Below are 13,047 nucleotides of genomic sequence, written 5' to 3'. Positions count from 1 at the left end.
GGAATGTAATGAAAAAAGTAACCGTAGCTGCGACACAGATGGCTTGCTCCTGGAACGTCAGTGAAAATATTGATAAAGCAGAACAATTAGTGCGTGAAGCCGCCGCAAAAGGTGCGCAAATCATTCTGCTCCAAGAGCTATTTGAAACACCATATTTTTGTATTGAGATCGAAGAGTCATACCACAAGCTGGCTTCCGTACTTGAAGAAAACGAAGCCTTTCAGCGCATGACAGAACTGGCAAAAGAGTTAGAGGTCGTTTTGCCCTTCAGCTGGTTTGAAAATGCTGGAACAGTAAAGTTTAACTCTCTGGCGATGATCGATGCGGACGGTTCGTTACTCGGTGTATATCGTAAAACCCATATTCCTGACAGCGATGGTTACCTAGAGAAATATTACTTCAGCCCTGGTGATACCGGCTTTAAAGTCTGGAACACTCGTTACGCAAAAATCGGCGTGGGTATTTGCTGGGATCAATGGTTCCCGGAGACAGCGCGGAGTATGGCACTACAAGGTGCAGAGCTTCTCTTTTTCCCGACCGCCATCGGCAGCGAACCAAGTCAACCGGAGCTGGATTCCCAACCTCACTGGCAATGTGTCATGCAAGGACACGCAGCTGCCAACCAGATTCCTGTTATCGCTTCTAACCGAATCGGCACTGAACAAGCGCAGTTCCGGGATCTGGAACTCACCTTCTTTGGTTCTTCTTTCATTGCCGATTACACCGGTGAGATTCTCGCCAGAGCAGATAGAACAACGCAAGGCGTTCTGATTCATGAATTTGATCTCGATGAAATTGCATTCCAGCGCAGTGCCTGGGGTCTGTTCAGAGACAGACGGCCAGAGCACTACAAACATTTACTCACATTGGACGGTCAATTAAAGGATTAATGTTATGGCTGATGTAAAAATGGGAATTATACCGCTAGCTTTATTTAGTTTGTGCGCTGTTCTGGTTGTCGATACCTTAACCGCTTCAGCCGCAATTGGAGTCAGCTCACTAGGATGGTGGGCGCTGATTCTGGTTATCTTTGTCTTGCCGTATGGGCTTATCACTTCAGAGTTGAGTTCTGCCTACCCCGGTGAAGGCGGTATTTACGATTGGGTCAAAAAAGCGTTTGGTTCAAACTGGGCCATTCGTACCACCTGGTTCTATTGGATCAATGTCGGGCTGTGGATGCCGGCCGTCTACATCATGTTTGCGGGCATGTTTTCAGAGCTATTTTTCCCCGATCTATCAATCACAACTCAGGTATTGATTTGTATTGTGCTCACTTGGGGCACCGTTTGGGTGTGCAACGTTTCGACCGATATTGGTGTATTAATCACAAACTTCTGTGCCGTTCTCAAAGTTATCATCATTTCCGTGTTGGGCATCGGTGGCTTTATCTATGCAGCAAAGAATGGCGTGGCTAACGAATTTAGTTTGTCGTCTATGATGCCGTCGTTTGACTCTGGTGTTGCTTTTCTTCCGGCTCTTGTTTTTAACCTGATGGGTTTTGAACTGGTTGCAACCATGACCCGCGAGATGAAAGATGTCAAACAGATGCCTAAAGTCGTGTTTCTTGCTATCAGCGTTACTGCCCTTCTCTATATTGTTGGAACCGTGGGCATTCTGATGGCACTGCCAGTTGAGGAAGTTGGATTGGTCGCCGGCATTATCGATACACTCAAAGTGCTGTTTGGTGACGGTGCGATTGGTCGCTTTATGACATACGCACTAGGTATCGTGACGCTGATTACATTTGTCGGCAATATGGTCAGCTGGACGATGGGCTCAAGCCGTGCTGCTGCTGAATCTGCCCGTGAAGGAGAACTCCCTGCACTGGTTGGTAAAACCTCACGCAAATATTCAACGCCAGTCGGCGCGAACGTGATCACTGGTTTAGTCTCTACTTCGGTAATTCTTACCTACGCCATGTTTGCGAATAGTAACGATGAGCTGTTCTGGTCTATGTTCGCGTTTTCAAGCTGTGTATTTTTGATGCCTTATCTGCTGATGTTCCCCGCTTATCTTAAGCTAAGAATCGCAGACATCGAGACACCTCGCCCATTCAAAGTACCAGGTGGCCTTGGCGTTCAAAAAATCATAACAGCAATTTGTTTCATCATTATCCTTCAGGCTGTCGTGTTGTTCATTTTCCCTGACATCATTTTCGGTAGCGTTGACTGGCAATACACTTTGCCAATTCTTGTTGGCGTCATGATTACGCTTTGTATCGGTGAGGTTCTGCTATTACGTACAAAACACGCCACAAACCGTATCGTTAAGGGAGAATTAGCGTGAGCAAAACCATTGATAGACTTCCGCAAGACGACAATTTTCGCATGCCCGGAGAGCATGAGCCGCAAAGCGAAGTATGGATGGCATGGCCAACCCGAAGTGATAACTGGCGATACAGTGGTAAACCTGCTCAGAAAGCCTTTGTTGATGTAGCTGTTGCCATTGCAAAAAAAACGCCTGTGGTAATGCTGGTCAACGATGCTCAGTTCGCTAATGCGCGAGCACAGCTTCCGGCTGAGATCAAAGTCGTCGAAATGTCTTATAACGACTGTTGGATGAGAGACATCGGTGCTACATACGTCATCAACGAAAATGGTGACCGAAGAGGCATCAGCTGGCAGTTCAATGCTTGGGGAGGGCTGATTGACGGGCTTTACTTTCCTTGGGATTTAGATGATGTCGTTGCAAATAAGATGCTCGAACTCACTCAAGATGATATTTACCAAGCACCACTTGTTTTAGAGGGTGGCTCGATTCACACCGATGGTGAAGGCACACTTTATACAACCGAAGAGTGCCTGCTTCATCCAAGTCGCAATCCGGAGATGAGTAAAGGTGAGATAGAGCAACACCTGAAAAATTTCCTTGGAATTGATAAAGTTATCTGGCTACCAAGAGGACTTTATAACGATGAGACCAATGGACACGTAGACAACATTCTGCACGTGGTCAGACCCGGCGAGGTCGCGCTGACATGGTGTGATGATCAAAATGATCCACAATATCAGATCAGTCGTGACGCTTTTGATATCCTGAATACAGAAAAAGATGCGAAAGGGCGTGCAATAACCGTCCATAAACTTCCGATGCCGGGGCCTCTCTATATGACGGAAGAAGAAGCCGCAGGAATTGACCACAGCGAAGGAATGGAACGCGAGGCTGGAGAGAGGCTCGCTGCATCATATGCGAACTTTTTGATCAGCAATGGGCAGGTAGTTTATCCATTATTGGATAAAGACCGCGACGCTGAAGCAAGAGCGGTACTGGAAGCCGCCTTCCCTGAACATGATCTCCTTGGCGTAAACGCCCGGGAAATCCTATTGGGTGGTGGGAATATTCACTGTATTACGCAACAAGTCCCCGTTAGGTAATATCTTGAATTAACTCGTACAAAGATCAACATGGATAAATGAACAGAACATTTATCCATGTTTTTTGCTCCTTCAACCCCCACTCGAACCTTGTACTTCTAATGCCTTAAACGCAGAGAAAAGCCCTGAACAGATATACCGGAGCAAATGGTCATCTTGTTGATCGCAAGTTAAGTCCAGATGCAGTCTGGTTGGAGGCTGTGACCTGCTCCCCGAAATATCATACTTTTTTCATACTTTTCCTTTCCCTCAATCGGGTAACCTGATTCCTGCACTGGCAAAATCCGGTGCCGGGCGTAGGAACCCGCATATGAGACTCCAAGCATTATAGGTTGCTAACTTTTCGTTGGTTTTTTACTATATACGGCCTCAGCACATCTGAATTATGGTGAGCTGGGCAAGGCAGCTTTGGCTGACCGTGTCTTGGAGAGCGGTATTCCTACACCTTGTTCCAGTTCACCGCCTGAGCGTAGGAACTCCCGTGGTGAATTTATTTTCATCATTCTCCAAGGAATTTACTATGTACGAAACCATCCATTACGACCCCGAATTTGCCCAAAAAGCCCGCGAATATCTGCGCCAGTTAGAAGAAATGTTTGAAGCCGAACAGCAGCAAAACTGTCAGGAACTACGGAATGTGCTTCTGTATCTGAATAATCTGATTACTACGCATTGTGTGCGATATCATGAAGTGGTTGATGGGGAGAATTTGGTGTGATTATTTGATTTATTTGGTTTTCGAGCCGCAAATGCGGCTCAGTTCTATCTTTAAGTTCTATTTATGATGAGTTAATCACCCACCAATTTAATTACCCATATTCCCCTTTATTAAGGAATAAGTATTAAAGCAGTCTATTGTTTGTTTTTCAGCATCAATTCGAATCGTATCTGGGATATCAAAAACAGACAAAAGCTGTTCAAAATCAATTTCGTTTTTTAAATGACAAAAAAATACCCCGTCCTATTATTACCCCATAAAAATGAGTTACAAGACTCATTACCATTTTTCAACAAATAATCGACTATGGGTTGTAAGTGATGGTAATTAGGCATCCCATCTGGTGCATACTCTTCAATTTTGATCATCATTTATTCCTTAGCTTTTCTAACCTATTAGAAATAGCAGGAGCCTTAGTATCTTTCATTACTTCTAAAGAGCTTTTAACAGGCATCAGTTTTGTTTAGTGTTCATCCAGAATAAAGTATTAATCATGAGTCTGTGTTTACCCCAGATATCAGTTGATGTGAATAAAAACAGCCGGAACTTTTAGTCCGTCGGCTGTTTTTTGAAGGTATCTGTTCCTGTTAATTTACTTGATACAAATGTTATAAAGCTCACTGCGAAGTTCGCTGAATCGTAAATTATCTTTTAAATTTGGTACACCATTCTGATGCAAAACGATATCATTTAATGATCCCATTCCCCCATACATCGAAACAATTCTGCTTTTCGCTTCTGTAGGTGAATCACTCATATATGATACATTCGATTTCAATGCTTTTGCCCAATCAAAGTATCCATAGGTTTCTAGCAATTCGATCATTTCTGAAACAATAGAACTAATATTTTTCATTTAAATATCCATAACTTACTTCAGTGCTTTTGAACCCATAACTTCAACGCCTTCTAAAGCCCATGGCTGCAAAACAACAATTTGTTCTGTTCCACCAATAAATGCTTTACTCTGTGAGCCTACTTCACCCACATAAACTTTCGTACCCGCAGGTATTTTTAATTCAAATGCAGTATCTATTGGGGATTTTCCTCCGCCGGGCCACACAGGTAATACAGCCTTGTCTATTCGAGTTTGAATCTCGCTAATTGGTGGTTCAACACTAAAGAATTGTCCATATGGATTACTCTCAGTACCAGCGCGATAAAGTATTGTATCTTCTTTCAACGAAACTACTTTGTAGCGCCCACCTGAAAATGTACCGGCAATTCCATCATCTAAAGGCCCAGGGTTTATTGCTGAATATTCACCTTCTATTGTACCTAATTTGCTGGCGTTATCAGTATATTTTGGAGATTTACCCGGGCAATCTCCCGGAACACTCATTAACCCCAGCGGATCAATCCAACCGGTCGGGTTCTTCACATACTGATAATTGTTCAGCCCGCCCGCTAAACCTATCGGGTCAACGGTGATAAAACGTCCGGTGTTCGGGCTATAGTAACGGTGCCGGTTGTAATGTAAACCCGTTTCTTCATCATAATACTGCCCCTGAAAACGTAGCGGGCTGACAATCTCGGCTTTGCGCTGGTAGGCAACATTGCCGTAACTGTGATAATCCACCGACCATGCCACTTGCCCGGTTGCATCGGTGATTTCCAGCGGCGTCCCAATCTGGTCAAGGTGATAGAAGTATGGTGTTGCATTAGCTGCACCTTCGCCGGTAATCAGTGCCAGCGGTTTAAAACTGCCGTACTCGTACAGATAAGTCTGGTAATGACTGTCGCCTGATTCGGCCAGCAGTTTATCGCCCTGCCACAGGAATTCGGTGGTTTTCTGATGTCCGGTTTTATCCGTGACCGCTTTTTGAATCCGTCTGCCAAACGCATCGTATTGGTATTCCGCAATGGTGCCGTCGTGCTTTTCAACCCGGGTCAGGCGGTGCTGACCATCGTATTCGTAGGTTGTGACTAATGACTGGTTTGTCCCTCGGGCTTCCTGAATGAGATTACCGAACTCATCATACTGATAGTGACAGTCACCCTGAAACAGCAATCGGTTGCCTTCCACATTACTCAGTTGGTCCTGTATCAGGTTGCCTGCCGGGTCATGGGCGAACGTCTCGCTGACACTGCCGCGCACCGACGTCAGACGGTCCAGCGGGTCATACTGATATTGAGTCAGGCCGCGCAGGTTATCTTCGACCTGTGTCAGGTTGCCCGAACGGTTGTACTGATAACGGCGGAACAAGGTCTGTTGCTGCGCCTGACTGACCCGGTGCTCGCTCAGGCGGCCCATGTCGTCATACTGGAAGTGACTGGTCAGCGCGCCCTGTGTCCGGCTGCTTTCCAGACCACTCACCTGATACTGGTGTTGGGTCAGGCAATGTCCGTTCAGGCTGACCTGATGCAGACGACCGTGCTGAAACTCATAATCAATCTGCTGGCCGTCCGGCAACAGGTGCGCTGTCAGATGCCCCATCGCATCGTAGCGGTAACCGGCACTCGCCCAGCCCTGATGTTCAACCGTCAGCCGGCCCAGCACATCATATTCATACGCCAGCGGCCACTGGCCGTCATTAACACCGGTCAGATGGCCCAGTAAGTCATAGCTGTAACTGATAGTTGATTCATCCGGCAGGATTTTCTCTATCAGTTTGCCCTGCTCGTTATATGCATAGCGGGTAATCAGCTCAGTGCCTTCACTGCCGATTTCAGTCTTCGCAGTCAGTTGGGTATGGCTGTCATACTCATACACGAACTGACGACCATCAAACGTCACTTCCCGCTGCACATGACCGGTCGGCATGTAATCAATCTGATAGCGTTCGCCACGCTCGTTGATAATCTCGCTGACAAAATGGAACGGGTTGTCGTAGCGGTACTGAACCGTACTGCCGTCCGGGTTGGTTTTCTTCGTCACCAGATGCAGCGGGAACTCATAGTCATAGGTCGTGACTCTGCCCTGCTCATCGGTAAACTTAGTCACCTTGTTGTAAGCGTTGTATTCATAGAAACGGGTCTGCCCGCCGGGAAGCACCTGTTTGGTCAGCCGTCCGCTGCGGTCATAAGACAGTTCGGTAACTCCCTGACTGTCATGGCGCAGGCGCAGTCGTCCCAGAATATCGTAGCGGTAGCGGATGACTTCACCCGGCGGTGTGGTTTCATCCACCAGATGACCGTTGCGGTTCCAGGTCAGTTTGTGCTCACCACCGTCCGGATAGATGATTTTCTCAATCAGGCCGTGGTCATTGTAGTCATAATTTGTGGTGTGACCGAGCGGGTCGGTCTGCTCAGTAATATGGCCCAGATGGTCGTGTCGGTACTGCCATATCGCTTTGTCCTGCTGCACTTTGCTCAGCAGGCCATTGCGGTAAGAGAAATGGGTGGTTAAGCCATTGGGCTCGATTTTAGCAACCAGCTCTCCGGCATCGTTATACACCGATTCAGTGACATTACCGAGTGCATCGGTTTCTTTGGTCAGTCGGCCTTTATCATCGTATTCCTTAAGGTATTCACCGCCGCTGCCGTCGACTTCTTTCACCAGCCGGGCGTTTTCATCATGCTGGTACACCTGCTGCGAGCCGTCGCTGTTGGTCAGCGTCACCGTTCCGGCATCTTCATCCCATTCATAACGGGTATCCACCTGAGTCAGGTTACTGTACTGGCGGATTGCCCGAACCTGCTTGCCTTCGCCCTGCCATTCCCAGCGGAATACTGCGCCACCGGCCAGCTCACGCGACTGAATCACATGCTGTGCATCGTAGGTATACTGCTCGGTCTCACCACTGGCATTGGTTGCGCTAATCAGTTGTGACAGACCGTTATAGCCATAACTCACCTGCGTTTGAACAAACTGCCATTCGTCCTGCTCAGCCAGATAGGCATACAAATCCACCCGGGCAATCAGGTCATGTTCATAAACCAGCTCAAACTTCAGGTTGGTTTCGGTGGCAACCCGGACCGGACGATGCTGACGGTCATAAGCGATACTCAGCGTATGGTCGTAGACATCCTTGATGGTGGTCAGTCTGCCGCTGTCACCGCTCATTTTAAAGAAATAAAAATGCCCCCCGGCAGCAATCACAATCTGCTCGTCACTGCCAAGAAAAGCCGCCGAGCCTGCCATCCGGTTGGTAATGGCCGGAAGCTGCTTTGTCGGTCTGGGGAAACGGGTCAGTTTACCTTCGCCGTCCCGCCAGATGATTTCATCCCCATCAAGGGTCAGTTGATGAGAAAGCGTGTGCGACCAGCCGTAACCTAGCCCGACATTGGTCTCGACTGAGCCAGTCCGGTAAAGCCGTTGCCACTCAAACGGCAGCAGACCAATCAGATGACCATCGGTCAGCGTTAGCAGCTCCTCACCGGTCGCCATTGAGATAGGGTCATTATCACAAACGGTTTTCTTACTGTCCTGTGTTGGGCGGTCAGCACCATTAGTAGACGAAGTACTTTTATCCGGCAACCCATCGTTATCAGTATGCAGAACACTGTTCGGCCGGTTATTCGCTTCATATTCAAGCTTGCCATTGCGATATACACCTTTGCCGCCCTTGTTCATGGCGATACGCTTGAATTTCTCACAGGCCTTGTTAATCAGTTTCTTGGCAAAGGCAAAGATTTCCTCAATCACTTTCAGCAGCGGTTCGATGACCTTTTTAATCGCCACTCCGGCAGTTTTCACCGCCCGGTAAACCGCATAAGCCACGCCAGAAGCCGGTGTGGCAATAAAGGTAACAATTACGCCACCAAGCAGCCCCAGCAGCACACCAGCCAGTGCATTACCCCCCATTTCAGCCAGCTTATTCAGCATTCCCGTCAGCGGCACCATCGAGATATAAGCCATCATCGCCCGTACAAACAGGTACAGTGCCGCTTCATCTGAGGCGAACAATAATGCTTTTTCCAGCATTCCCGGTGCACTGCTGGCAGCATCTTTTATCGTATTGATAATATCTGCCACACCTTCACCCAGATCTTTCAGCGCTTTGACCGGATCCTTGAGCATGTTATATATCTCTTCGAGACCGTCCCACAGATCTTTTAATCCGCTCCAGATCCCATCAGCAAAATTGGCAATCACCGTTAATACAGACTGAGCTGCCGAGTTAGTAAAATAACTCTCCCACTGCGGCTGAAACCCTTGCCATTTGCCGTTCAGCCAGTTCATCAAATCACTGCTCAGTTCATCATAATGAGAAAACAGGCTGTCCATCTCCGCCGGAGTCGGCTTATGGTCGATAAATACCTCGTAGTACTTACCCGGCGTCAAACCGGTCACAGAAGCTTTCCCCTCAGCATCAAGCATCACTTCCCGGGTATCGCTGCCATCTTCTGATTTCACGATCGCCTGAATCTTTCCCAGCGGTACATGGTAGATAGACTGGAACACACTTTCGATTTCCAGATTGCCACTGAGAGGACACTGCACGGTTGTTTTGTAGTTTTCATCATCCTTGCCGACGGTTGTCGTTTGATCATTAACCTTGAGTTGCTTATCCATCGAAAAAAAGGAAGGGCGATCCAATGCTTCCGTTGCTGAATCAGCAAGCTGGAAGTACCACTTCTTTGTGGTTTTCTGATATTCACCCAGCATCTCAGGAAAGGCTTCCAACTGTTGATTGATATAGTTATAAAATTCCTGTTTTTCGCTCATGAAAGCATCCCCAACCGTTGTTGTTCTTGTTCTATATATTCAATGAAAGCCGCAAGATAACCGTCTTTTTCACCCTGATACCGGGCCACAAAACGCTCCGTTTTCTGCCGCAACACCGGCTCAGGATAAGCGTCATACAGTGCCTGTTGATATTCACTCAATCCCTGAAGCAGATTATTGGTCAGCACACTCGGATCTTCACTCAGTGCCGCCAACACCGCCTCCGGCACGGTCCACCACGGGAAAGCGCGTTCCTGAAAATCGGCGGTTGCTGTCGGGGTCGGGTTATCGACCCGTGTCAGTTCTTGCTGTGATGAAGACAGGCTCAGCCAGCACTGCGTCGGCCCCATCAGGGCAGTGCGCGCTTCATCTTCGCAGAAGGTTGCGACATCCAGCCCGAAGCGGGGGTCGTAGAAACGGAAAAACACATGCTCGCCCGAGGGCAGCCACACATGCGTCAGACTGCGAAAATGGGCCTGAACGGTGGCAAAGTCAGCCTCACTGCCGACGATAATGCCCCAGTCATCGCAAGATTCGGTTGCAATCCAGTCAAGAAACGGATGCTCCGGCGAGATCTGAGCGATGTTCGGCATCACTTCGCGCCACTCGGCATACGGTGTGCCGAGCCAGATGCCCTGAGCATTCTCGCCACTGTTCATATAAAACCAGCGCTGCGGATTGCCGTCACTGGTCTGGTTTAAAATGACATACCAGTTTAAATCCGGGGTCAGTTGCTCTTTTAGATGGCACATACACCGTCCTTACACTTCTCACACTCTTCACAGAACGGGGCGGCTGATTTCATGGTTGCAATCTGAGCCGGTGTCAGGATCGGGGCCGGGTTTTCCGGTTTGGTGGTGATTTCATCCGGCAATAGCGCCGCCTGACCACCATAAGCCGTGGCACTGCCGGCACTACCGCCGGCGTTGAGGTTAATCGCCGGACCGGATAGATTGACACTACCGCTGTCGATGCTGATAAAGCTGCCACCGGCAGACAGGGTCAGACCAGAGCCTGCTTCGGCAACGATTTTTGCACCGCTTTTCAGGGTAATGGCACTACCGGTTTCGACTGCGGTCAAGCTGCCGATCTGCTGTTGCAGCGAGCCGCCGATTTCATGCGTCTGGTCTTTGGTAATTTTGATGCGCTGCTCACCGTCAATGGTCAGGTGATCATTCATCTTGATATGTTCATAACGGTCATTCTCGACGGTCAGGTGACTGTCGTGACGGATCAGCGTAGTGGCGTCGTTTTCAATCAGGGATTCAGTGTCTTTCTGCGCATGCAGATAAATCTTTTCACTGCCGGACTGGTCTTCAAAACTCAGCTCGTTAAATCCCTGCCCCTGATGGGTTTCAGTGCGGATGACTGTTTTGGTTTTATTATCCGGCAATGGATAAGGCGGCACATTGCTGGCATTGAAGGTTCGCCCGGTAATAATCGGCTGATCCGGATCGCCGTCAAGGAAATCAACAATCACTTCATGACCGATCCGTGGCACCGCAACCATGCCGTACTGAGCGCCGGCCCAGCCCTGAGAAACCCGCACCCAGCAGGAACTCAGCTCGTCACCGTTGCTTTCCCGGTCCCACGGGAAATGAAGTTTCACCCGGCCATGTTCATCACAGTAAATCTCTTCACCTGCCGGGCCGACCACTGTGGCGACCATCGCGCCGTCAACCCGGGGTTTATTGGCGATAGGTGCAAGCCATAAATTATCAGCAGGGATCACGCTAAACTGGTTGGCATAGGTAGTCGCGCCGCTGCCAGCGGATTCTTCCAGCGCCTGTGGCTGACTGCCTGATGAGCAATACCAACCACCAGCCAGTTGCGGTTCATAGCTTTGTCCAGATGTTCGCTCAGTTCAAAGCGCACCCCGGCCTGAAGCATGGCCTGATTACTTTTACCCTTCGCGGTATGGGCATTTTTGCGCAGCGAGTCGAGCCTGATCTGGCTGAATGCTTTGCCGGTCGCGTCATCTTTATAACGTCCCGGCGCATCATAATGTTCGTAAGTTGGCAGCTGATAGTCCAGTTCACTGCCTTCTGCGGTCTGTTTAAAACTGTAATCGGGCTTTTTAAAGCTGTAATCCTGCATCCACACCGAACTGACCTGCGATTGCTTCTGCTCGGTCATCGACTGCACGTAAGGCGTTTCAGAAATACCACCGGAAAGGACGTTGTAAGGCACGGTTCCGCCCATCGTGGTAAAGCCTTCCGGATTATCGGTCACCACCAGCGTGTGTTTTTCCGCTTCATGGGTAAAGTAGTACATCAGCCCTTCTTCGGCGGCCAGCCGGTGGAAAAACGCTAAATCCGTTTCCCGGTACTGCACACAGAACTCCCGCGGCAGACATTCCCGCTGGGTGGAAAAGGCATAATCGGTGATGTTCATTTCAGAAAGGAGGACGGAAAGAATCTCCGGGACACTTTTCTGCTGGAAGATACGGCTGTTGTGGCGCAGGCGAGGAGTGATAATTTAGGAGCCTAGGGCAGATTTGAAAGGTAACAAGTTTTTGCCCCATTCCGCATTTGCGCAATAAAACCGCGAATAATGTAATCTGAGAATTGCCTAACTTTTCCTAATGGTTGTAGTATCTATTGATTCGCAACAACAGTGGAATCAAGGCAGTGAGAGCACCATTTCAGGTTCTGATATTTCCATATAAATTTAAAATTTCTGAACCTATCTTCTTGATTGCTTGCCGAACAGACAATGGTGAATGGCAGGCAATTTCTGGTGGTGGAGAAGACCAAGAGTCTTTGTTCGATGCCGCAAAAAGAGAATTGTATGAAGAGACGTCGTTAACAGGTAGTGACTGGGTTCAACTTGATGCTATGTGCATGTTACCTAGAGTGTTTTATTCTGGTCATGAAAAATGGAGCGATCACCCTTATGTGATACCAGAATACTCATTCTCAGTGCAGGTTTCGGGGGAGCCACAGTTATCTTCGGAACACACTGAATTCCGTTGGTGTAACGCAACTGAGGCGAGCGAACTTCTCAAGTATGATTCAAATCGAATAGCTTTATGGGAGTTAAGCGAACGACTTAAAGCCCATCAAATGAAGAATTAAAATCGAATCTGCCCCAAAGTTTGTTACGCCTTTAAACACGAAATCAGATAATCGGTCCATTTAGACATACAAAAAGTAATGCTTGTCAAAAGATACGACCTGATCCCATTTACGCATATGAATCTAGCCAAATCAATTGGTCGCTAATTAACCGACTAGTGACAACTACCTTGAAAGACATCGTAATGAATGGATGTTTTTTTTAAGGTACTGTGTCAAACTATAACGGTTAAGTGTTATATCAATTTTATTTAAAAGAAGACTTCT

8 protein-coding genes and 1 pseudogene are annotated in these 13,047 nt (G+C 48.1%); 5 read left to right on the top strand and 4 right to left on the bottom strand.

The genetic code is table 11. The features are described from left to right. Window positions 1–8 precede the first annotated feature (8 nt). The 4 genes from aguB (at window position 9) to OCU74_RS16945 (ending at window position 4,092) form a co-directional block, all read left to right on the top strand. Window positions 9–890, top strand: coding sequence for an N-carbamoylputrescine amidase (gene aguB, locus OCU74_RS16960; protein ID WP_087481165.1), 882 nt, complete (start codon window positions 9–11; stop codon window positions 888–890). Between the two features lie 4 nt (window positions 891–894). Beyond that, window positions 895–2,286, top strand: coding sequence for an APC family permease (locus tag OCU74_RS16955; RefSeq protein ID WP_087481166.1), 1,392 nt, complete (start codon window positions 895–897; stop codon window positions 2,284–2,286). Continuing rightward, complete coding sequence (gene aguA / locus OCU74_RS16950) at window positions 2,283–3,374, top strand: agmatine deiminase (protein ID WP_087481167.1); 1,092 nt, start codon at window positions 2,283–2,285, stop codon at window positions 3,372–3,374. Before OCU74_RS16955 ends, aguA begins: the two co-directional genes overlap by 4 nt. Window positions 3,375–3,894: 520 nt before the next feature. After that, window positions 3,895–4,092: a hypothetical protein gene (locus OCU74_RS16945; RefSeq protein WP_087481168.1), complete on the top strand. Its 198-nt coding sequence runs from the start codon at window positions 3,895–3,897 to the stop codon at window positions 4,090–4,092. A 592-nt stretch (window positions 4,093–4,684) separates the two neighbouring features. Here the strand turns inward: OCU74_RS16945 and OCU74_RS16940 are convergent. The 4 genes and pseudogenes from OCU74_RS16940 to OCU74_RS16925 form a co-directional block, all read right to left on the bottom strand. Next, complete coding sequence (locus tag OCU74_RS16940) at window positions 4,685–4,948, bottom strand: DUF6966 domain-containing protein (RefSeq protein ID WP_072961413.1); 264 nt, start codon at window positions 4,946–4,948, stop codon at window positions 4,685–4,687. A gap of 15 nt (window positions 4,949–4,963) precedes the next feature. Beyond that, window positions 4,964–9,703: an RHS repeat protein gene (locus tag OCU74_RS16935; protein ID WP_261856179.1), complete on the bottom strand. Its 4,740-nt coding sequence runs from the start codon at window positions 9,701–9,703 to the stop codon at window positions 4,964–4,966. After that, window positions 9,700–10,455, bottom strand: a complete 756-nt coding sequence (locus tag OCU74_RS16930) for a DUF4123 domain-containing protein (RefSeq protein WP_087483068.1) — start codon at window positions 10,453–10,455, stop codon at window positions 9,700–9,702. Before OCU74_RS16930 ends, OCU74_RS16935 begins: the two co-directional genes overlap by 4 nt. Further along, a pseudogene (locus OCU74_RS16925) lies at window positions 10,443–12,166 on the bottom strand (type VI secretion system Vgr family protein); the annotation flags it as partial. The gene OCU74_RS16930 and the pseudogene OCU74_RS16925, both read right to left, overlap by 13 nt. Before the next feature lie 167 nt (window positions 12,167–12,333). Between OCU74_RS16925 and OCU74_RS16920 the strand changes: the two are divergent. Further along, window positions 12,334–12,780 carry an NUDIX hydrolase gene (locus tag OCU74_RS16920; RefSeq protein ID WP_087483067.1) on the top strand — a complete coding sequence of 149 codons (447 nt, stop codon included), beginning with the start codon at window positions 12,334–12,336 and terminating at the stop codon, window positions 12,778–12,780. The last annotated feature ends 267 nt before the right edge of the window (window positions 12,781–13,047 follow it).

Source organism: Vibrio mangrovi, assembly GCF_024346955.1.
Classification (GTDB): Bacteria; Pseudomonadota; Gammaproteobacteria; order Enterobacterales; family Vibrionaceae; genus Vibrio; species Vibrio mangrovi.
Note: the sequence above shows the minus strand (reverse complement) of the source record. Positions and strands in the feature narration are given on the sequence as shown.

Excerpts from the sequence above, each read along its gene's own strand:
- OCU74_RS16930 (WP_087483068.1), bottom strand. The coding sequence starts at position 10,455 with ATGTGCCATCTAAAAGAGCAACTGACCCCGGATTTAAACTGGTATGTC.
- OCU74_RS16940 (WP_072961413.1), bottom strand. The coding sequence starts at position 4,948 with ATGAAAAATATTAGTTCTATTGTTTCAGAAATGATCGAATTGCTAGAA.
- aguB (WP_087481165.1), top strand. The coding sequence starts at position 9 with ATGAAAAAAGTAACCGTAGCTGCGACACAGATGGCTTGCTCCTGGAAC.
- OCU74_RS16945 (WP_087481168.1), top strand. The coding sequence starts at position 3,895 with ATGTACGAAACCATCCATTACGACCCCGAATTTGCCCAAAAAGCCCGC.
- OCU74_RS16935 (WP_261856179.1), bottom strand. The coding sequence starts at position 9,703 with ATGAGCGAAAAACAGGAATTTTATAACTATATCAATCAACAGTTGGAA.
- OCU74_RS16955 (WP_087481166.1), top strand. The coding sequence starts at position 895 with ATGGCTGATGTAAAAATGGGAATTATACCGCTAGCTTTATTTAGTTTG.